We start from the raw sequence: 19,368 nt of genomic DNA, 5'->3' as shown, positions 1-19,368 counted from the left end.
TCAGATGCTGGCGTATATTTTTCGGCGACTGCTGCTGATCATCCCGACCCTGTTCGGCATCCTGCTGATTAACTTCGTGATCATCCAGGCCGCGCCCGGTGGCCCGGTAGAACAGATGATCGCCAAGCTCGAAGGCTTCGAAGGCGCCACCAGCCGGATTGCCGGCGGCGGTGCCGAAGTGTCGGTGGCCGGCTCGTCGTATCGCGGCGCGCAAGGGCTGGACCCGGCCCTGATCAAGGAAATCGAGCACATGTACGGGTTCGACAAGTCGGCTCCGGAACGCCTGTGGATCATGGTCAAAAACTACGCGACGCTGGATTTCGGCGACAGTTTTTTCCGCGACGCCAAGGTCATCGACCTGATCAAGGAAAAGATGCCGGTGTCGATCTCGCTGGGGCTGTGGAGCACGCTGATCATGTACCTGGTGTCGATCCCGCTGGGGATCGCCAAGGCCACGCGACACGGCAGCCACTTCGATGTCTGGACCAGCTCGGCGATCATCGTCGGCTACGCGATTCCGGCATTCCTCTTTGCGATCCTGCTGATCGTGGTGTTTGCCGGCGGCAGTTATCTGGACTGGTTTCCGCTTAGGGGCCTGACCTCGAACAACTTCGATGAGCTGAGTTTCGGCGGCAAGATCCTCGATTACTTCTGGCACTTGGCGCTGCCAGTGACGGCGCTGGTGATCGGCAACTTCGCGACCATGACCCTGCTGACCAAAAACAGCTTCCTCGACGAAATCAACAAACAGTATGTGGTCACCGCCAAGGCCAAAGGCCTGACCCGTCATCGCGTGCTCTACGGCCACGTGTTCCGCAACGCCATGCTGTTGGTGATTGCCGGTTTCCCGTCGGCGTTCATCGGCATCTTCTTCACCGGTTCCCTGCTGGTGGAAGTGATCTTCTCCCTCGACGGCCTCGGTCTGATGAGTTTCGAAGCGGCGATCAACCGCGATTACCCGGTGGTGTTCGGCACCCTGTTCATCTTCACCCTGCTCGGGCTGGTGGTGAAACTGATCGGCGACCTCACCTACACCCTGGTCGATCCGCGCATCGACTTCGAAAGCCGGGAGCATTGAGATGAACCTGTCCCCTCTCAACCGCCGCCGCTTCGAACTGTTCAAGGCCAACAAGCGCGGCTGGTGGTCGCTGTGGCTGTTTCTGATCCTGTTCGGCGCAAGCCTGGGCGCCGAGCTGATCGCCAACGACAAGCCGCTGGTGGTGCATTACGACAACAACTGGTACTTCCCGGCGATCAAGCGTTACCCGGAAACCGCTTTCGGCGGTGAATTCCCTCTGGAGGCCAACTACAAGAGCCCGTACATCCGCGAACTGCTCAAGGCCAAGGATGCCTGGGTGTTGTGGGCGCCGATTCCTTACAGCTACCAAAGCATCAACTACGACCTGAAAGTTCCGGCGCCGGCGCCACCGTCGGCGGACAACCTGCTCGGTACTGACGATCAGGGCCGCGATGTATTGGCGCGAGTGATTTACGGCTTCCGCATTTCCGTGCTGTTCGCGCTGACGCTGACCGTGTTGAGTTCGATCATCGGCGTGATTGCCGGCGCGTTGCAGGGCTTTTATGGCGGCTGGGTCGATCTGGCCGGGCAGCGTTTCCTGGAGATCTGGTCGGGGTTGCCAGTGCTGTATCTGCTGATCATTCTCGCCAGTTTCGTCCAGCCGAATTTCTGGTGGCTGCTGGGGATCATGCTGCTGTTCTCGTGGATGAGCCTGGTCGACGTGGTGCGCGCCGAATTCCTCCGTGGCCGCAACCTCGAATACGTGCGCGCCGCACGGGCGCTGGGCATGCAGAACGGCGCGATCATGTTCCGCCATATCCTGCCCAACGCGATGGTCTCGACCATGACGTTCATGCCGTTCATCCTCACCGGCGCCATCGGCACCCTCACCGCGCTGGACTTCCTCGGTTTCGGCTTGCCGGCCGGCAGTCCGTCGCTGGGTGAACTGGTCGCTCAGGGCAAATCCAACCTGCAAGCGCCGTGGCTGGGTATGAGTGCCTTTGCTGTGCTGGCGTTGATGTTGAGTTTGCTGGTGTTTATCGGCGAGTCCGCTCGCGATGCCTTCGACCCGAGGAAGTGAAATGAATCAGGACAATCTGATCGAAGTGCGCGACCTCGCCGTCGAATTCGGTTTCGGCGAGCGCGTGCACCGGGTCGTCGAAGGCGTGAGTTTCGACATCAAGCGTGGCGAAACCCTGGCGTTGGTCGGTGAATCCGGCTCGGGCAAATCGGTAACCGCACACTCGATCCTGCGCCTGCTGCCCTACCCGATGGCCCGTCATCCGGCCGGCAGCATCAATTACGCCGGGCAAAACCTGCTGGGCCTGAGCGAAAAGACCATCCGCCATATTCGCGGCAACCGCATCGCGATGATTTTTCAGGAGCCGATGACCTCGCTGAACCCGCTGCACTCGATCGAGAAGCAGATCAACGAAGTCCTCGGCATCCACAAGGGCCTGACCGGCAAAGTCGCGACCAAGCGCACGCTGGAGCTGCTGGAGATGGTCGGCATCCCCGAGCCGCACAAGCGCCTCAAGGCCCTGCCCCACGAATTGTCCGGCGGCCAGCGCCAGCGCGTGATGATCGCCATGGCTTTGGCCAATGAGCCGGAACTGCTGATTGCCGACGAGCCGACCACCGCTTTGGACGTGACCGTTCAGCTGAAAATCCTCGATTTGCTCAAGGAATTGCAGGCCCGCTTGGGCATGTCGCTGTTACTGATCAGTCACGATTTGAACCTGGTGCGAAGAATTGCGCATCGTGTATGTGTCATGCAGCGCGGTTGCATCGTCGAACAGGCATCGTGCGAAGAGCTGTTCCGTTCGCCGCAGCATCCGTACACTCGGGAATTGCTCGGCGCGGAGCCCAGCGGAGGCCCGGCGAGCAATAAAATCGGTGCGCCGCTGCTTGAGGTCGAGGACTTGAAAGTCTGGTTCCCGATCAAGAAAGGCCTGCTCAAACGCACGGTGGATCACGTCAAGGCAGTGGACGGCATCAATTTCAGCCTGCCTCAGGGTCAGACTCTGGGGATTGTCGGGGAAAGCGGTTCCGGCAAATCCACGTTGGGTCTGGCGATTTTGCGGCTGATTGGCAGCAAAGGTGCGATCCGCTTTGAAGGCAAGCAGCTAGACTGCCTGACGCAGAACGAGGTTCGCCCGTTGCGTCGGGAGATGCAGGTGGTGTTTCAGGACCCGTTTGGCAGCCTGAGCCCGCGCATGTGTGTCAGCGATATCGTTGGCGAAGGCCTGCGGATTCACAAGATGGGCACCGCTGAGGAGCAACAGACGGCGATTATTGCGGCATTGAAGGAGGTAGGTCTGGATCCGGAAACCCGGCACCGCTACCCCCACGAATTTTCCGGTGGGCAACGGCAACGAATCGCCATTGCCCGGGCTTTGGTGCTGAAACCGGCGCTGATCCTGCTGGACGAGCCGACTTCGGCGCTCGACCGGACGGTGCAGCGGCAAGTGGTGGAGCTGTTGCGTTCACTGCAAGCCAAGTACAACCTGACGTATTTGTTTATCAGCCATGACCTGGCTGTCGTCAAAGCGCTGAGCCACCAGTTGATGGTGGTCAAGCATGGCCAAGTGGTCGAACAGGGAGACGCGCAAAGTATTTTTGCCGCCCCCCAACATCCGTATACACAGCAGTTGCTGGAAGCCGCTTTTTTGGCACCAGCCACTGCGCAATAACCTGAAAGAGGAGCAACACATGGGATTTCTCGCCGGTAAGCGCGTACTGATCGTCGGTGTCGCCAGCAAGCTGTCCATCGCATCCGGCATCGCTGCCGCCATGCATCGCGAGGGCGCTGAGCTTGCCTTCACTTATCAGAACGACAAACTGAAAGGTCGTGTTGAAGAATTCGCCCAAGGCTGGGGTTCGAGCCCTGAGCTGTGCTTCCCGTGCGACGTGGCCAGCGATGAAGAAATCGCCAAGGTCTTCGAAGCACTGAGCAAGAAGTGGGACGGCCTGGACTGCATCGTGCACTCCGTTGGTTTCGCCCCGGGCGACCAACTGGACGGCGACTTCACCGAAGCCACCACCCGTGACGGTTTCCGCATCGCTCACGACATCAGCGCCTACAGCTTCGTCGCCCTGGCCAAAGCCGGCCGCGAAATGATGAAAGGCCGCAACGGCAGCCTGCTGACCCTGTCGTACCTGGGCGCCGAGCGCACCATGCCGAACTACAACGTAATGGGCATGGCCAAGGCTTCGCTGGAAGCTGGCGTACGTTACCTGGCCGGCTCCCTGGGCCCGGACGGCACCCGCGTCAACTGCGTATCGGCTGGTCCGATCCGTACCCTGGCAGCGTCGGGTATCAAGAACTTCCGTAAAATGCTGGCCGCCAACGAAGCGCAAACTCCGCTGCGTCGCAACGTCACCATCGACGAAGTCGGCAACGCCGGCGCTTTCCTGTGCTCCGACCTGGCGTCGGGCATCAGCGGCGAAATCATGTACGTCGACGGCGGCTTCAACACCACCGCCATGGGCAACATCGAAGAGTGATCTTCGGTTAGCCCCTAAAAAAACCCGCCGATCTGGCGGGTTTTTTTATGCCTGCAACACTGTCACCTGTGGGAGTGAGCTTGCTCACGAAAGCGGTGGGTCAGCCGATGAAGATATTGAATGGGCGGGCGCCATCGCGAGCAGGCTCACTCCTACAGGGGATCTGCGGTGCATTCACTAACAACGCTTCAGGGCCTGCTTGTGCGCATACATGGCCCCATCCGCATCCGCCAGCAGGCGATCCACGGTTTCATGGCGTTTCGAATCATATTCAATCTGGCCAACACTGAAGCGAATCGCATACCCCCGGTGCAACGTGGCATTGCGCTCTTCAAGAATTTCCTTGAGCCGCGCCATGATCGCGTTGGTTTCGATATGGCTCGATCCCGTCAGCAACGCGACAAACTCATCCCCGCCCAGCCGCCCGACCACATCACTCTCGCGAAAAGCAATGCGCAGCACGTCGGCAAAAGTCTTCAGCGCACTGTCGCCTTCGGCATGCCCATATAGATCATTGATCTGCTTGAAATCATTCAGGTCAAAAAACAGCAACGTCGCCGGCCGCTCCAGGCGGGCGCAGGCGTCCAGCGCATGTTGCGCCAGTTGTTTGAAGCCGCGTCGGTTGGACAGCAACGTCAGCTCGTCCATGCTCGCCATCTGCACGGCGGTCAACTCTTGCTCGGCCATCTCCGCCAGATCGCGCAGCAGCGCGCGCTCCTCGTCGTCGAGTTCACGCGGCTTGGTGTCGATCAGGCACAACGTGCCCATCTTATTGCCATTCGGCACCGTCAGCGGGTAGCCGGCGTAGAAGCGAATATTCGGTGCTCCTGTGACCAGCGGATTGTCATGGAAACGCACGTCCTCGCGGGCATCGGGCACCAGCAACAAATCGTTTTGCAGGATCGCGTGACCGCAGAACGACACATCCCTCGGCGTTTCAGTGGCGTCCAGGCCCACGCAGGACTTGAACCACTGCCGATCCTTGTCCACCAGCGTGACCAGGGCAATCGGCACATTGAACAGGCGTTTGGCCAGCCGCGTCAGCCGGTCGAAACGCTCCTCCGGCGCCGAGTCGAGAAGGTTGAGACCGTGCAGCACTTCAAGCCGCACGGTTTCATTGGCGGGTTTTCCTGGAACCAGCATCAGCACACTCCATTGGCAACAATGCTTGTAAGCGTAGCGTTAATTCGGCAAGCGTTCACCCGATCAAAGGCCTGCCACCGGACACGGCCCGCCCGCATCGGCCCAGAGCTTGAATTGCGCGACAAAAATATCGTGCGGCACCGGCACCGGCGCGCGCCCTGCCCCGGGATTCCAGCCCCACAACACCAGTTTGTCTTCATTGACATGCTTGAGCAGTGCGGCGAAATCACGGTCGCCGTTACTCGAGCGATCCTTGATCAGCGCGCAGAGCTTGTCCGGCGGCAAACCGATCCAGGCCATTTTGTGCGACGCCGGCGGCAGGCTCCAATGCGGCGCACCCGGTGGCGCATGCGGGCCGTAACTGGCCGGCGGATTGTTTTCGGCGTGACAGGTTGCGCACGGCAAACCGGCCGCACCCTTGCCTTCCATGCCGCGCACCACGTTCATTGCGTGCGGGATGCCCGCATCGAACTGCAACGGCGAATCACCGGGAATGTGACAGTTCTGGCAGCGCGGGCTCTGGAAGACTTTCTGCACCGTGCCGAATGCCTTCAACGCTTCCTGATCATCCGCGAACAAGTCCGAGGCATAGCCGCCCAGCCCCAACAGAATCACCCCACCCAACAACAGATGTCGTTTCATCTCACACCCCCGACAGTTGCAACGGCAACTCGCGCAGACGCTGCCCGGTCAGGGCGAACACCGCGTTGGCCACCGCCGGCGCGGTCGGCGGCACACCGGCCTCGCCGATGCCGCCGGGTTTGTCGCTGCTGGGCACGATGTGCACTTCCACCACCGGCATCTCGTTGAGCCGCAACACCTGATAATCGTGATAATTGGACTGCACCACCGCGCCATCCTTGAGCGTCAGTTTGCTGTGCAGCGCCATGCCCAGGCCGAAGGTGATGCACGACTCCATCTGCGCAGCGATGCTCTGCGGGTTCACCGCAATCCCGCAGTCCACCGCGCAAACCACGCGATGCACACGAATCGCCAGATTGTCCTGCGACACTTCGGCGACCTGCGCCACGTAGCTGCCAAAAGATTCGTGTACGGCGACGCCGAGCGCATGACCGTCCGGCAGTGGCGCTTTCCAGTCAGCCTTCTCTACCGCCAGATTGAGTACGCCCAAATGCCGAGGATGATCCTTGAGCAAGGTGCGTCGGTATTCGACCGGATCCTTGCCCGCCGCCGTGGCCATTTCATCGATCAGCGATTCCATGACGAAACCGGTGTGGCTATGGCCCACCGAGCGCAGCCACAGCACATTGATCCCGGTCTGCGGCGAATGCAGATCGACCTGATGATTGGCCAGGCCTTTGACGTAAGGGCTATCGGCAACGCCTTCGACCGAAGTCGGGTCGATGCCGTTCTTGACCATCGTCGCCTCCATCAGTGTGCCGGTCATGATCGACTGCCCGACCAGCACGTGTTGCCAGCTCGACGGCAACCCATCAGCGCCCAAGCCGATTTTCGCCTGATGCAGGAACATCGAACGGTAATAACCGCCACGAATATCGTCTTCGCGCGACCACACGGTTTTCACCGGCATCGCGGCGGCCTTCGCCACTTGCACCGCTTCGGCGACGAAATCTGAGGTCGGGTTGGCGCGACGACCAAAACCACCGCCGAGGAATTCAGTGTGGATTTCCACCTGTTCCGGTTTCAGCCCGGTGATCTTGCCGGCGACCATTTGATCGAGCGTCTGAAACTGCGTGCCGGTCCAGATTTCGCATTTTTCAGCGCTGATCTTTACCGTGCAATTGAGCGGTTCCATCGGCGCGTGAGCCAGATACGGCACGCTGTACTCGACGTCGATTTTCTTCGCGGCTTTGCCGAAACCGCCCTTGGCATCCCCGGCCTGACTGGCCGAGGTGCCTTGCGTGGCGGCCAGTTTGCGGAAACTCGCCAGCAATTTCTCGCTGCTCAGATCCGCATGCGGGCCCAGATCCCAATCGATCTTCAGCGCATCGCGGCCCAGTTTCGCCGCCCAATAATGATCGGCAATCACCGCCACGCCCGTCGGCACTTGCACCACCTTGTGCACGCCCGGCACCGCCAGCGCTTCAGCCCCTTCGAAGGATTTAACGCTGGCACCGAACACCGGCGCGCGCGCGACCATGGCCGTCATCAAGCCTTCAAACTGCACGTCCATGCCGAACTTCGCGCGGCCGGTGATTTTCTCCGGCGTGTCGAGGCGTTTGGTCGGTTTGCCGATGACTTTCCAGTCCTTGGCTTCCTTGAAGGTGATCGACTTCGGATCCGGCACCGGCAGTTGCCCGGCGGCATCCGCCAACTCGCCGTAAGTCGCACGTTTATCGCCAACAATCACCACACCGGATTCGGTGCGAATCGCCGACGGCGCCACTTCAAAACGTTTCGCCGCCGCCTCGACCAACATCTGCCGGGCCGTCGCGCCCGCCAGCCGATAACGGTCAAACTCCATCCAGGTCGACGTCGACCCGCCGGTAATCTGCATGCCGCCAAATCCCGGCATGCCGTAATCCGCCGCGGATGCCGGTGAATGTTCAACGCGGATTTTCGACCAATCGGCATCCAGCTCCTCGGCAATCAACATGGTCAGGCCGGTCCAGATGCCCTGCCCCATCTCCGAATGCCCGAGCAGCACCGTCACACTGTTGTCCGCGGCAATGCGTAAAAAGGCATTCGGTGCAAAGACCTTGCCTTCATTTTCCGCCGCATAGGCAAACTTGTGGCCACCGGGGACGACAAACGCCACCACCAAGCCGCCGCCCAACACGGCGCTGCCCTTGAGAAAACCCCGACGCGATACAGGACTGTTCATCGTCTATCTCCCCGCAAAATCAGCCGATTTCCGACGCACGCTTCACAGCCGCGCGGATCCGTGGATAGGTGCCGCAGCGGCAGATATTGCCGGAGAGCGCCTGATCGATATCGCTGTCGGTGGGTTTGGGGATTTTCGCCAGCAAGGCGGCGGCCGACATGATCTGCCCCGACTGGCAGTAACCGCACTGCACCACGTCGAGTTCGGCCCAGGCTTGCTGCACCGGGTGCGAACCGTCGGTGGAGAGGCCTTCGATGGTGAGGATTTTCTGCCCGTGGGCCACGGCGGTCGCGGGCGTGATGCAGGCGCGCAACGGCGCCCCGTCGACATGCACGGTGCAGGCCCCGCACTGGGCCATGCCGCAGCCGAATTTAGTACCGGTCAGGTGCGCGACATCGCGCAGGACCCAGAGCAACGGCATGTCCGCGGGGACATCGAGCTCCTGATCCTTGCCATTGATATTCAAGGTCAGCATCGGGGAATTTCCTCAGACTCACGGTGTTCTGAAGGGGCGTCGCTGTGGCCATCAATGCCTACGCGCGCCTCGGCTTATCCCTTTCAGCAAAGCCTAATTTGCGCCTGAAGCCAGACGTTGCGACCACCGGTCATGCAGATGTCGACTTTAATCCTACAGTTGATAACGGCTCGCACCCGAGCCATTAGAAGCCACGTCATCAGCGAAACCGGTCCGCGCCCACCACGCGGGTTATCCATCACATTGGTCTGGAGTAGCGAACATGGGATTTGTCACCACCAAAGACGGCGTCGAGATTTTCTACAAGGACTGGGGCCCGAAAGACGCGCCGGTGATCCACTTCCACCACGGCTGGCCGCTCAGCTCGGACGATTGGGATGCGCAGATGCTGTTTTTCCTCGGCAAAGGCTTCCGGGTGGTTGCCCATGATCGGCGTGGGCATGGGCGTTCGAGTCAGGTCTGGGATGGCCACGACATGGATCATTACGCCGACGACACGCTGGCAGTGGTCAATCATCTGGGTCTGAAGAACGTCGTACATGTCGGCCATTCGACCGGTGGCGGTGAGGTGATCCATTACATCGCCCGGCATGGCCAGGACAACGTCGCCAAAGGCGTGCTGATCAGTGCGGTGCCGCCGCTGATGGTGCAGACCGAGAGCAATCCGGGTGGGCTGCCAAAATCGGTGTTCGATGAGTTTCAGGCGAATTTGGCGGCGAATCGCGCGCAGTTTTATCGGGATATTCCGAGCGGGCCGTTTTATGGCTACAACCGGCCAGGGGCTACACCTTCAGAGGGGATTATTGCCAACTGGTGGCGTCAGGGCATGATCGGTGGGGCGAAGGCGCATTACGACGGGATCGTCGCGTTTTCGCAGACGGATTTTACTGAGGACTTGAAGAAGGTCACCGTGCCGGTGCTGGTGATGCATGGCGAGGATGACCAGATTGTGCCGTATGCGGACTCGGCGCCGTTGTCGGCCAAGTTGCTGCCGAATGGCACGTTGAAGTCGTATCCGGGGTTTCCACACGGAATGCCGACGACGGAGGCCGAGACGATTAACGCTGATCTGCTGGCCTTTATTCGCGGCTGAGATCATTGGCAGCCGTACACATCCCCCCTGTGGGAGCGAGCCTGCTCGCGAATGCGATCTGTCAGTTGAACTTGAGCTGAATGACCCACCGCTTTCGCGAGCAGGCTCGCTCCCACAAGGGGGATGTGATTGGGCTCACGTCCATCATTCCTCTGTGCGTCCCGTGCTTTCACGATCACGCTCGTAGTGGTGAGCCAATGGCAGCGACGGTAGCCACGATTCGCGGCGGATGGTCCAGAGTTCGTAAGTGGGTTTGAACTGATTCGGCTCATCGAGCGATCCGACGTTGACCTCTACTTCATCTTCCGAACGCGTGAACACCGGTGAGCCGCAGCGCGGGCAGAAAAAGCGCCCGTTGTAGTCGCGGGCTTCACCGGTGACCTTCAACGCATCCTCGGGAAATATGGCCGAGGTGCCGAACAGCGCGCCGTGGCGTTTGCGGCAGTCGAGGCAGTGGCAGATGCCGACGCGGTAAGGTTGGCCGGAGAGTTCGAAACGGACGTTGCCACACAGACAGCCGCCGGTGACTGGTTTCATGGTGCACCTCCTTTTTCCTATGTTTAGCGTAAATAAACACAACTTTGCACGCACGTTTAAATTACACAAACCGTTACGCCACAAGCCCTACAACGCCTTGCGCCGTTACCTACGCTTACGCCAGAATCCGCCGGCATACGCGCTTTGGTGCGGGCTATATCGTTTCCCTGTCACTGCAAAACAGTGATCGGGTTTGGTAGCCCGTCTTAAATTGTGGTTATTGCGACACCGTCATACGATGTTTTTAAGGCATCGCTTTGTATGGTGGGCATGCGTGGGGCTCATTCGTGAGCGCCGGGTTTCCCGATTTGACCGGTCTACCAACCTGCGCATGGCCGCCACCCGCCGTTTGGTAGCGAGGGTGATGGCTCCAACTGTTCAAATTGGAGTTCCATCAATGTTCAAACCAACACCAAACCCACCGGACGTCGATCCGATCCCGTACGACCCAACTCTCGAACCTCAAAAAATAAAAGAGGCGACTGACCGCGCCATCAACTTCTATCTAAACCCCGGCTCACTGAAGCTCTCAATCCCTTCCCGCAAGACCAGCAAGATCTTCCTCATCGACCCCGCCGTGGACGAAGAAACTCTGCTCGTAGAAGCCTGCGAATCGTTAGCCGCTGCCAGCGACATGGCCCGTGATATCGGCGATGTCGTCGACAACACACAACGCCGGGCCATGCTGATGCTGCATCAGGTGATCATGCTGAGTGAGCTGATGGTCAATCGAGTCTTGGACAGCCGCCGCTTGCCGCACTAGCAAACTCGCCGCAGTCCCCTGTAGGAGCTGCCGCAGGCTGCGATCCTTTGATCTTTAACAATCAAAGGCAAGATCAAAAGATCGCAGCCTGAGGCAGCTCCTACCGGGTGTCATTCTTTCGCAGTGCCTCGAGGAGTTTCAGTTGATGTCCGAAACCACAAAACCGCTGGTCACAGATCCGGCTTCACCCTACGAATCATTCGATTCGAAGAAGCTTCACGCCGCCGCCGAACGCGCCCTCGATCATTACCTTGCGCCCGCGCAGATCATGGCCACGCCCTACAGCCCCAGCAGCATGTTCATGGTCAACCCGAAAACCGATACCGAATCGTTACTGGCGAATGCGTGCGAGTCTTTGGCCTCGGCAACGGTCATGCTTGGCGATTTTGCGGGATCGCTGGACGGCCCCAATCGCAATACGCTGCTGGGCATTGCCCAAGTGGTGATGCTGGGGGAACTGGCGGTGAATCAGGCGTTGGATAACGTCAGCTTGAAGGAGTAACCGCTGTTGTTCGCCGTCGCCTGCAGCGCGGATTTGAATTCAGCGAACGCGCGCGGTGGCGTCCATACTGTGGGTTTTCAATAGTACGGACACCGCCATGCCCTCCCCCGAATCCAGCCTTTTGCAGAGCTGGCACGACAACGCTGATGCCTGGATCGAAGTGATCCGCAGCGGTGCTATCGAAAGCCGTCAACAGGTGACCAATCAGGCGATTCTGCTGGCGATCATGGGGCGTCAGCCGGAGCGTGTGCTTGATCTGGGCTGCGGCGAAGGCTGGTTGTTGCGGGCGCTGGCGGACCTGGGCATTGCCGCGGTGGGCGTGGACGGTGATGCGAAGCTGGCTGAAGCAGCGCGTTTGGCTGGTTCTCCCACCGTGCACGTCGCCGACTACGACGCGCTGGTCGAAGCCAAGGTTGATATCGGTTGTGACTTCGATTTGATCTGCGCGAATTTCGCGCTGCTGCATCAGGACATTATTCCTCTACTGGCCGCGATGAATGTGCTACTGGTTCCCGGCGGTGCGCTGGTGATTCAGACATTGCATCCGTGGGCGGCAGCGGCAGGCGATTACCAGGACGGCTGGCGCGAAGAATCCTTCGCCGGGTTCAAAGGCCAGTGGCAGCCGATGCCGTGGTATTTGCGCACGTTGTCGAGCTGGTTCAATGCGCTGGACATGGCCGGATTCCGCTTGGTCGGCATGCAGGAGCCACAACACCCGCAAAGCCCGGTGCCGCAGTCATTGTTGATGGTGGCTGAACGACGCTGAAATTTCAGTAACACCGTTCCCCCAGGATTTTGCGTTGACTGCAGATTCTGGAAACCCTGCTGCCATTGTGGGAGCGAGCCTGCTCGCGAAAGCGGTGTGTCAGGCAACATAGACTCCGACTGTGCTGACGCCTTCGCGAGCAGGCTCGCTCCCACAGGGATTACGCGGTTTGCGGGATCATCTGCGGACCACGGATGCGGTATTGCGCCAGCAGGCGCATGACGTAGCCGATCTTGATCAGGGTCGGGCCGAGGATGGTCAGGGCATGCATCGCCACCAGCAGTGCAATCGGCATGTGGCCGTTGTAGAGATACGCGCCGTAGATGCCGGCCAACAGCATGAGCAGACCAGCGACGAGGATTTTGCTCGAAAGGTGCAGAACGTTCAGCGGGCTTTCAAAGAAAGTGAGCATGGTGGCGTACTCCTGAGCGGTTCGTTTAGGTCAGCTGAGTACATCAAGTCTCGTGCCAGATTTTTAATTCAATAGATTCAGTTGGTTGCACGATAACAGGTCAATTTGACACAAGCCGGACATAGTCAATTCGACCTGAAACCTTGTCATTACGACTACATCAAGGCCCGAAAGGAAAAGCCGGTCTGCGGCCCGGTGTCTCCGTCGTCGGGATTTCCAATGCTCGGCAATTGTCGATCTACGGCACCGGCAATCGACCAAGGACTGACTACGCTGTAAATCCTGCGTGTCTAACCTGCCGAGGATGACTGCCATGCAACGCTTTCAAAAGCTCACGCCCTGCCTGTGGTTCGACGATCAGGCCGAAGCCGCCGCGAAGTTCTACTGCTCGATCTTCGATCACTCGAAAATCACCGGCCTGACCCACTACAGCAAAGTTGGTCAGGAATTTCACGGCAAGCCGGAAGGTGCGGTGATGACCGTCAGTTTCGAGCTCGATGGCCAGACGTTTACCGGGCTCAACGGTGGGCCGATGTTCAAATTCAGCGAGGCAATTTCGTTTCAGGTCAACTGCCAGAATCAGGAAGAAGTCGACCATTTCTGGGGCCGTCTGTCCGAGGGCGGCCCGGTCGAAGCCCAGCAATGCGGCTGGCTCAAGGACAAGTTCGGCGTGTCGTGGCAGATCGTGCCAGTGGCCTTTATGCACATGATGCTGGACCCGGACACCGCCAAGTCACAGCGGGCGATGCAGGCCATGTTCAAGATGAAAAAACTCGACATCGCCGAACTGGAACGAGCCTTTGCCGGCCAGAGCTAATACACTCGGGCACTGGCCTGCCGGGAATAATCACAATGAAACACGCTGCCGCCAAAAACCCTGAAAAAGCCCCGCGCTTCTGGCGCGACGACGCCCTGCCCTTCATCGAAGCGCGGGCCATCGCCGATGGCCGCGAAGTCTGTTACGCCCGGCATTCCCACGCGCATTTCTCGATCGGTGCGATCACCGCCGGGCGCAGTACTTACGTGCATGAGCAGGCGCAATTCGAGGTGGCGGCGGGCACGGTGGTGTTGATGAATCCCGGCGATGTGCACGCCTGCAACCCCATCGATGATCAGCCGTGGTCGTACGTGATGTTGTATGTCGAGACGCCATGGCTGACGGATTTGCAGCATCAGTTGGGCTTTGCCGAGGATGTGGAATTCCGACGGTTCTCGGCCACGCACTTGCACGATGCCGAGCTGTTTCGCGACTTGACCGCGCTTTACCAAGTGCTGGTCGACGAGCAGCAGGATGTGCTGCGTAAGCAGAGCACGGCGGTGGAGTTTTTCAGCGATCTGCAACTGCGCCTGAATCCTGCCGGGCAAGCGTTGCGCGAACCGAATTTCAAACTTGAGCACGCCGCAGAGTTCATCCGCGAACATTGCACCGACCTGCTCAGCCTCGACGCCATCTGCGCCGCGGCGCAGCTGTCACCGTCGTACCTGATCCGCGCGTTCAAGCAGCATTACGGTATGACCCCGCATGCGTTTCTGGTCAATCAGCGCATCCAGTTCGCCCGCGAGCGTTTGCGCAGCGGTCAGTTGATTGCCGACGTCGCGCTGGAGGCCGGGTTTGCCGATCAGGCGCACTTTCAGCGGGCCTTCAAACAGCATCTGGCCGCAACACCTGGGCAATATCGCGGCTGACCGATCCGCCACAAAGGTTGTGGCAGGGTCAGGTGAGCAGCAGGTAGATCGCACTGACAGCCAGCAACAGCGCCATGCTCCGATTGAACCAGCGCATTCCCGCCGCGTTGCTCAGATACCCACGCAAAAACGTCCCGGCATACACCCAGCAGCCCACCGACAGATAACAGATCACCAGATATACCGCTGCAAACTGCCAGACCAGCCACGCCTCGCCATCCGCCACAAACGCACCCATTCCCGCCACACAGGCCAGCCAGGCTTTCGGATTGAGCCACTGCATCACTGCGCCATAAAGCATCGATGGCGCCCGCGCAGAATCCTTTGCGTGCAACTGCCCGTCATCGCTGGCCAGTTTCCAGGCCATGAACAGCAGAAATGCCACCCCGGCCAGTTGCACCACCCGGGTCAGCGATGGCCACAGTTTCAGTACCTCATGCAACCCCAGCCCCATCAGCACCAGCAACAGCACAAAACCCAGTGTGGCCCCCGCCACATGCCGCTGGCTGGCCCGGAAGCCGAACTGCGCCCCGGAGCTCAACGCGACGATATTCACCGGTCCAGGGGTAATCGACGCCACCAGGGCAAACGCCGCCATCGACATCATCAAACTCATCGCACACCTGCTTCAAATCGGGGAACAAGGCGCCAAAGGTAGCCACCACCGCACGCTGGTGTATTGAACAAAATCACCCACCACCGTCGCCCTGCAAGTTGAGGTCGTCGCCCCTGCTTCAGCAAAAAAAATTCTGACGCTTCATACAACCCTTATACATCTCGACACTTTTAACAACAGCCTGAAACCTAAAACCAACACCCACCAAAGTTGCATGATTTATATTCCCGACCACTTAACGAGTAGCCACTTAACGTTGACTGTGAGTTGCGTTATATCAATCCAAAAACAGAAGAAACCGATATGGACATTAGCCGCAACCTGTTTGCCTCTCCCCCTGCATCCGCTGACGCGAAAGAGCGCTTCAGTATTGCCAGAGCGCTGGAAAACCGACAATTTCTCAGGCAGACTTTTCGTGTTGACGAAGACTTCATGCAACTTGCCACGGAGGTGGTTTCGCAAAGCCAATTCGACAATGAACACCTCGCTGGAAAACTGCTCCTGAAGACATTATGCAAACAGGCGGACTTCATCAGATTCACTGCCACTCTCGCCCTCCCGGACGACCACTTCGTCATGGTAAAAAGCAATGGAGAGGTTTACATAAGTTCTGAAGAAATTGACGCCACAGGCATTTACATTCACTCCACAATCATCACTGACAAACTTTATGAAGTTGAATCGTTGCGGGCCGACATTGAACTTCTGTCTGCTACAGCGTGGCGCACAGGCGGCATTGTATGTTCTGGCAACACAATACCTCTGCGTCACTGGCTGGCCTTTCACGAAATCGATACACCGCAAGACCAGGCAGACATCGCGAACCTGATCGACTGCCTGAACTTCAACATGCCAACAGCGCCAAAGTTCGGCAACTACTGGGGTATTTCCGAGGAAACCCAGGATGTCGCGCTGATAGTCGAGCCAGAGCAATACCCACTGATCCTGCAGAAAACCCGACAGTTGATGACCGATGCGGGCCGGCACACCGAGCCGCTGATCAACTACCTGACCGATGTGCTGTTGCAGAAGTGGAGCGGCGCGATGGTGCAGGAGGATCCACTATTGGCGTGGGAACACCTGGTGCAAACGAGCGAGGCGCAGAGGTTTGCGCAGAGCTGTTTCGACGCGCTGCCGACAGATGAAACGAAACAGACAATCACCGAGATCACTCGTAGCCGGCTACTCCTGGGCGCCATTGTGCTGGATCTGGACATGGGCTCGGAGGAACGGGTCGAGACGCACCGTGGTTTGCGCTATGCATCGCTCTACGTACACGAAAACGCGGCGCAGGCGCGCGTTCGTCTCAGAGCCCATTTTGAGCAGATCAACCGTGCCAGTCCGTTCGCCGCACTGCTGGCCGTGGAATTGGTGCTGGCCGGGCAATCCCCGGAGTTTCTGGTCGTCACACCCGCAACACTGCAGATCAGCTCGCCCGGCTGGGTAATGTTGCGCAAGTCGGTCCTGCTCACTGAAAGGATCGCACCCGGACTATCGCGCAAATTGTCTTACGACCAACTGATGAAGTTTGCCGCGCTTGCCCCGCTCAGCGATGCCCAACGAACACTGCATCAAATCCTCAATCTGCAGTGCGTGATGGAGTGGGCAAGTATCAACGAACTGATGCCGCGTGAAAACGCAGCGTTATCGGTAGAACAAGTTGCCACAGCGGCAATGAATCACTACAGCACCTACGCCAATGAACTCGAGGCTGCGCTGAAGGCGGTAACCGCTGCCCCGGTCAGCCGACGGCAACTGGCCAGAAAAACGCTGTTCGATGCTGGCATCGATAAACATGGGGAGGTGTTCTTTTCACCGAAGAACAAAGGGAATCGTATTACCGACACAGTGATCAATCTTTATCTCGCCAACCAGCTACAGCGCAAAAATCTCATCAGCCAAGCGAGCGGCCGCAATCTTCACGATGTGCATCCAGGCCTGGCGGCACTCGCGCCAATCAATCAGTTGTATGGCGAAAAACTCAAGCCACAGCACGAAAACTTCAGGTCCGGGCTCAGCACAATGATCCGGCTGGCATTTTCCAACCTCGGCATGAGTGATCGCGAAGCCCTGACACAGGGCGCGTCAACCATCTACCTGGTACGCGGAAACCGCAATATTCAAGGTCACAGCGCGGACCACTTCTCCCCGCACGGGGTGGTCATCCTGTGCCGTTACAAGAAGCAGAATCATTGTTTCGAACTGTTCCCCTTACAGGGTGTATGCCGCAAAAGCGATCGCCTGGCCGAGGCATACGCAAAGGCATCTGCGTTTAACGAAAACACCGGAAGCTTCGACGACACGACCAACGCGGAAACCGGAAATTTTCCGCGCCTGACCTACCTGGAAAATATCGTTACCGAGCACGAAGCCTACTTCAAGGGAGAAGCGCCGCATCAGAGCGAACAGGCCGGCATCAACACATTATTGCCGCGCCATCACTGGCAACTGGAGGAGTATGCACATATCCGCGAGTTCGGCATGTTGCTTGATCGATTGGGTGAGTTTGCCGAGTACGACCAGGCTTCAGGCTGGTACACCTCACCCATGCAAAGTTATCAATCGCCCAGACTCAAGAGCATTGCCGATTTCATTGCACAGAAGAACCCGACCATCACGTATGACGAATATTACCGGATGGGCTATGACCAGACGGAATACGAAGAAAGGCAAGAAGCGTACGAACGCATTGCCAACATCATTCTGAATATCTTCATTCCGTTCAGAGGCTGTATTCAAGAACTCAGCTCGGACGATCCCGATCAACGCAGCGGGGCAGCGTTCAGTTGCGTTATCGATACACTCGCCGTGGCCTTTGTCTTTATCGGGGCTTTCGGGGCCCTGGCCAAGGCAGTGGCCAGCAGCACCCGGCTGTTGAGTCTCGGTCGAGTGGCCGGCAGCGTTCTGGTGTCGCTCTTCAATCCGCTCGACGGGGTGCCGCAACTGATTGTCGGCGCCGGCAAACTGGCGGGCAAAGGCGTGTTGAAACTCGGTCACTACGGCAGTTCGATCACTAAAGCCGGAACCCGTCAACTGCGTCGCCTGACCACCGCCAGCAGTGGCTCCTATGACCTGGTCAAGGCATTGGGAAAAACCGGAGCCGCCGCCGAGATCCGCATGACATTGCCGACGGTGGCGCACGCGCGAGCACTGTTCAAGGACGATACCCTTGAAACTGCGGCCCAGATCCTTACTCGCCTGACGGACAAGACCATTGCGTTGCCGAAGACTGCCAGCCCCTGGGAGCTGGAACACTTGTTCAACAATGCCGTCATCGATGCCACGCGAAAACTGCAAAAAGCTCAGGAGCTTGAGGCGCTGATCGGCAAATCGGCACTCGACGATCTGTTGACGACTGTCCTGTCCAAAAATGGTCTCGATTACAATTCCGCCCGTTCGGCAGGCAGCGGTTATTCCGACCTGCTGGAAACGGTCAGCGAGATCGAGGCGCGCAAGGTCAACTACATGAAAAGCCATCAGCAGAATTTGCTGAAACAGGATCTGGGGGCAGCACCTTACAACGGTGTACTGCCCGAGTCGCACTACAATGCTGGAGCCTTCACCGATAACGCCGAGCGAGCCGGTGCCTGGATCGTTCATGCCTCGAACTCACCCGGCAACGACCTCGACAACATTGTCACTATCTTGCGCGAGTACGCCGCCAGCAATAAATCACTGACCGACCCGGATGTGATCAGACAGTTGCATGTCAGCATCGCACCGGCCACCTCGGACATCGTTCGCGTGGGTGTCAGCGACAAGAAATATGCCAGCAGCATCTCTGGTTTTGCCGTGATGCAGGATCACCTGAAAACTCTGGACACCGCGCACGAACATTTCAGCAAGCAGCTGTTGGGAGCGGTGGTTGGCTTCCACGGCTTTGGTGACGGTAACGGTCGTACGGGCCGTGCGTTGTATGCGATCAGCGAAATAAGAGCTGACCGGTTCAATCCGCTGTCGAAAGACGCGTTCAGCGCGCTCCATGGCCTGGACTGAACCGCAGCAAAACCGTAACGCTGGATAAGCAATCAGCCCGGCCGGCAT

Annotated in this window: 18 protein-coding genes; 11 read left to right on the top strand and 7 right to left on the bottom strand. The window is 58.7% G+C overall.

From position 1 onward, the window contains the following. Positions 1–4 precede the first annotated feature (4 nt). The 4 genes from ACIPZE_RS04975 to fabI are packed head-to-tail and all read left to right on the top strand — an operon-like array spanning position 5 to position 4,525. Positions 5–1,078, top strand: coding sequence for a microcin C ABC transporter permease YejB (locus ACIPZE_RS04975; protein WP_016987121.1), 1,074 nt, complete (start codon positions 5–7; stop codon positions 1,076–1,078). A gap of 1 nt (position 1,079) precedes the next feature. Continuing rightward, the gene (locus tag ACIPZE_RS04970) at positions 1,080–2,099 is read left to right on the top strand and encodes an ABC transporter permease (protein WP_016987120.1); all 1,020 of its coding nucleotides are present in this window, start codon (positions 1,080–1,082) and stop codon (positions 2,097–2,099) included. Position 2,100: 1 nt separating this feature from the next. Then, positions 2,101–3,711 (top strand): ABC transporter ATP-binding protein, encoded by a 1,611-nt coding sequence (locus ACIPZE_RS04965; RefSeq protein WP_400771722.1) that lies wholly within the window; start codon positions 2,101–2,103, stop codon positions 3,709–3,711. Positions 3,712–3,730: 19 nt separating this feature from the next. Continuing rightward, entirely contained in the window at positions 3,731–4,525 is a 795-nt protein-coding gene (gene fabI, locus ACIPZE_RS04960) for an enoyl-ACP reductase FabI (RefSeq protein WP_007910591.1), read from the top strand. Positions 4,526–4,702: 177 nt separating this feature from the next. Here the strand turns inward: fabI and ACIPZE_RS04955 are convergent, their stop codons facing one another. From ACIPZE_RS04955 to ACIPZE_RS04940, 4 genes are all read right to left on the bottom strand, one after another. Continuing rightward, on the bottom strand, positions 4,703–5,668 hold the full coding sequence (locus ACIPZE_RS04955; RefSeq protein ID WP_400771720.1) for a sensor domain-containing diguanylate cyclase: 966 nt from the start codon (positions 5,666–5,668) through the stop codon (positions 4,703–4,705). A gap of 63 nt (positions 5,669–5,731) precedes the next feature. Continuing rightward, positions 5,732–6,310 (bottom strand): hypothetical protein, encoded by a 579-nt coding sequence (locus tag ACIPZE_RS04950; protein WP_400771718.1) that lies wholly within the window; start codon positions 6,308–6,310, stop codon positions 5,732–5,734. 1 nt (position 6,311) lies between these two features. Beyond that, positions 6,312–8,474, bottom strand: a complete 2,163-nt coding sequence (locus ACIPZE_RS04945; protein WP_283436144.1) for a xanthine dehydrogenase family protein molybdopterin-binding subunit — start codon at positions 8,472–8,474, stop codon at positions 6,312–6,314. 19 nt (positions 8,475–8,493) lie between these two features. Next, positions 8,494–8,949, bottom strand: a complete 456-nt coding sequence (locus ACIPZE_RS04940; protein ID WP_003224136.1) for a (2Fe-2S)-binding protein — start codon at positions 8,947–8,949, stop codon at positions 8,494–8,496. 262 nt (positions 8,950–9,211) lie between these two features. On the opposite strand from ACIPZE_RS04940, the gene ACIPZE_RS04935 reads away from it, so the two are divergent. Continuing rightward, positions 9,212–10,042 (top strand): alpha/beta fold hydrolase, encoded by an 831-nt coding sequence (locus ACIPZE_RS04935; protein WP_283436142.1) that lies wholly within the window; start codon positions 9,212–9,214, stop codon positions 10,040–10,042. Positions 10,043–10,186: 144 nt separating this feature from the next. Here ACIPZE_RS04935 and ACIPZE_RS04930 read toward each other — a convergent pair whose 3' ends face one another. Then, positions 10,187–10,579, bottom strand: coding sequence for a GFA family protein (locus ACIPZE_RS04930; RefSeq protein WP_283436141.1), 393 nt, complete (start codon positions 10,577–10,579; stop codon positions 10,187–10,189). 397 nt (positions 10,580–10,976) lie between these two features. Here ACIPZE_RS04930 and ACIPZE_RS04925 point away from each other — a divergent pair, with 397 nt between their 5' ends. The 3 genes from ACIPZE_RS04925 (at position 10,977) to ACIPZE_RS04915 (ending at position 12,610) form a co-directional block, all read left to right on the top strand. Next, a complete protein-coding gene (locus ACIPZE_RS04925; RefSeq protein WP_283436140.1) occupies positions 10,977–11,342 on the top strand; it encodes a DUF6124 family protein in 366 nt (121 codons plus the stop codon). A 145-nt stretch (positions 11,343–11,487) separates the two neighbouring features. Next, complete coding sequence (locus tag ACIPZE_RS04920) at positions 11,488–11,844, top strand: DUF6124 family protein (RefSeq protein ID WP_400771716.1); 357 nt, start codon at positions 11,488–11,490, stop codon at positions 11,842–11,844. A 97-nt stretch (positions 11,845–11,941) separates the two neighbouring features. Beyond that, the gene (locus ACIPZE_RS04915; RefSeq protein ID WP_400771715.1) at positions 11,942–12,610 is read left to right on the top strand and encodes a class I SAM-dependent methyltransferase; all 669 of its coding nucleotides are present in this window, start codon (positions 11,942–11,944) and stop codon (positions 12,608–12,610) included. A gap of 160 nt (positions 12,611–12,770) precedes the next feature. Here ACIPZE_RS04915 and ACIPZE_RS04910 read toward each other — a convergent pair whose 3' ends face one another. Then, positions 12,771–13,022: a transmembrane sensor/regulator PpyR gene (locus tag ACIPZE_RS04910; RefSeq protein ID WP_283436137.1), complete on the bottom strand. Its 252-nt coding sequence runs from the start codon at positions 13,020–13,022 to the stop codon at positions 12,771–12,773. Positions 13,023–13,335: 313 nt separating this feature from the next. Between ACIPZE_RS04910 and ACIPZE_RS04905 the strand changes: the two genes are divergently transcribed. Together ACIPZE_RS04905 and ACIPZE_RS04900 are read left to right on the top strand one after the other, a co-directional pair. Then, on the top strand, positions 13,336–13,839 hold the full coding sequence (locus ACIPZE_RS04905; protein WP_400771713.1) for a VOC family protein: 504 nt from the start codon (positions 13,336–13,338) through the stop codon (positions 13,837–13,839). Between the two features lie 35 nt (positions 13,840–13,874). Next, positions 13,875–14,708 carry an AraC family transcriptional regulator gene (locus ACIPZE_RS04900; protein WP_400771711.1) on the top strand — a complete coding sequence of 278 codons (834 nt, stop codon included), beginning with the start codon at positions 13,875–13,877 and terminating at the stop codon, positions 14,706–14,708. A 28-nt stretch (positions 14,709–14,736) separates the two neighbouring features. Here the strand turns inward: ACIPZE_RS04900 and ACIPZE_RS04895 are convergent, their stop codons facing one another. Then, positions 14,737–15,324 carry a LysE family translocator gene (locus ACIPZE_RS04895; protein ID WP_400771709.1) on the bottom strand — a complete coding sequence of 196 codons (588 nt, stop codon included), beginning with the start codon at positions 15,322–15,324 and terminating at the stop codon, positions 14,737–14,739. Positions 15,325–15,591: 267 nt separating this feature from the next. Between ACIPZE_RS04895 and ACIPZE_RS04890 the strand changes: the two genes are divergently transcribed. Then, on the top strand, positions 15,592–19,320 hold the full coding sequence (locus tag ACIPZE_RS04890; protein ID WP_400771707.1) for a hypothetical protein: 3,729 nt from the start codon (positions 15,592–15,594) through the stop codon (positions 19,318–19,320). The last annotated feature ends 48 nt before the right edge of the window (positions 19,321–19,368 follow it).

It is taken from the genome of Pseudomonas sp. NPDC089741 (assembly GCF_044748825.1).
GTDB lineage: Bacteria > Pseudomonadota > Gammaproteobacteria > Pseudomonadales > Pseudomonadaceae > Aquipseudomonas > Aquipseudomonas helmanticensis.
The sequence above is the reverse complement of the archived record's forward strand: the minus strand, read 5'-3'. Positions and strand labels throughout refer to the sequence as shown.

Excerpts from the sequence above, each read along its gene's own strand:
- ACIPZE_RS04965 (WP_400771722.1), top strand. The coding sequence starts at position 2,101 with ATGAATCAGGACAATCTGATCGAAGTGCGCGACCTCGCCGTCGAATTC.
- ACIPZE_RS04920 (WP_400771716.1), top strand. The coding sequence starts at position 11,488 with ATGTCCGAAACCACAAAACCGCTGGTCACAGATCCGGCTTCACCCTAC.
- ACIPZE_RS04935 (WP_283436142.1), top strand. The coding sequence starts at position 9,212 with ATGGGATTTGTCACCACCAAAGACGGCGTCGAGATTTTCTACAAGGAC.
- ACIPZE_RS04925 (WP_283436140.1), top strand. The coding sequence starts at position 10,977 with ATGTTCAAACCAACACCAAACCCACCGGACGTCGATCCGATCCCGTAC.
- ACIPZE_RS04970 (WP_016987120.1), top strand. The coding sequence starts at position 1,080 with ATGAACCTGTCCCCTCTCAACCGCCGCCGCTTCGAACTGTTCAAGGCC.
- ACIPZE_RS04910 (WP_283436137.1), bottom strand. The coding sequence starts at position 13,022 with ATGCTCACTTTCTTTGAAAGCCCGCTGAACGTTCTGCACCTTTCGAGC.
- ACIPZE_RS04975 (WP_016987121.1), top strand. The coding sequence starts at position 5 with ATGCTGGCGTATATTTTTCGGCGACTGCTGCTGATCATCCCGACCCTG.
- ACIPZE_RS04955 (WP_400771720.1), bottom strand. The coding sequence starts at position 5,668 with ATGCTGGTTCCAGGAAAACCCGCCAATGAAACCGTGCGGCTTGAAGTG.
- ACIPZE_RS04930 (WP_283436141.1), bottom strand. The coding sequence starts at position 10,579 with ATGAAACCAGTCACCGGCGGCTGTCTGTGTGGCAACGTCCGTTTCGAA.
- ACIPZE_RS04895 (WP_400771709.1), bottom strand. The coding sequence starts at position 15,324 with ATGAGTTTGATGATGTCGATGGCGGCGTTTGCCCTGGTGGCGTCGATT.
- ACIPZE_RS04915 (WP_400771715.1), top strand. The coding sequence starts at position 11,942 with ATGCCCTCCCCCGAATCCAGCCTTTTGCAGAGCTGGCACGACAACGCT.
- ACIPZE_RS04950 (WP_400771718.1), bottom strand. The coding sequence starts at position 6,310 with ATGAAACGACATCTGTTGTTGGGTGGGGTGATTCTGTTGGGGCTGGGC.
- ACIPZE_RS04945 (WP_283436144.1), bottom strand. The coding sequence starts at position 8,474 with ATGAACAGTCCTGTATCGCGTCGGGGTTTTCTCAAGGGCAGCGCCGTG.
- ACIPZE_RS04940 (WP_003224136.1), bottom strand. The coding sequence starts at position 8,949 with ATGCTGACCTTGAATATCAATGGCAAGGATCAGGAGCTCGATGTCCCC.
- ACIPZE_RS04900 (WP_400771711.1), top strand. The coding sequence starts at position 13,875 with ATGAAACACGCTGCCGCCAAAAACCCTGAAAAAGCCCCGCGCTTCTGG.
- ACIPZE_RS04905 (WP_400771713.1), top strand. The coding sequence starts at position 13,336 with ATGCAACGCTTTCAAAAGCTCACGCCCTGCCTGTGGTTCGACGATCAG.
- fabI (WP_007910591.1), top strand. The coding sequence starts at position 3,731 with ATGGGATTTCTCGCCGGTAAGCGCGTACTGATCGTCGGTGTCGCCAGC.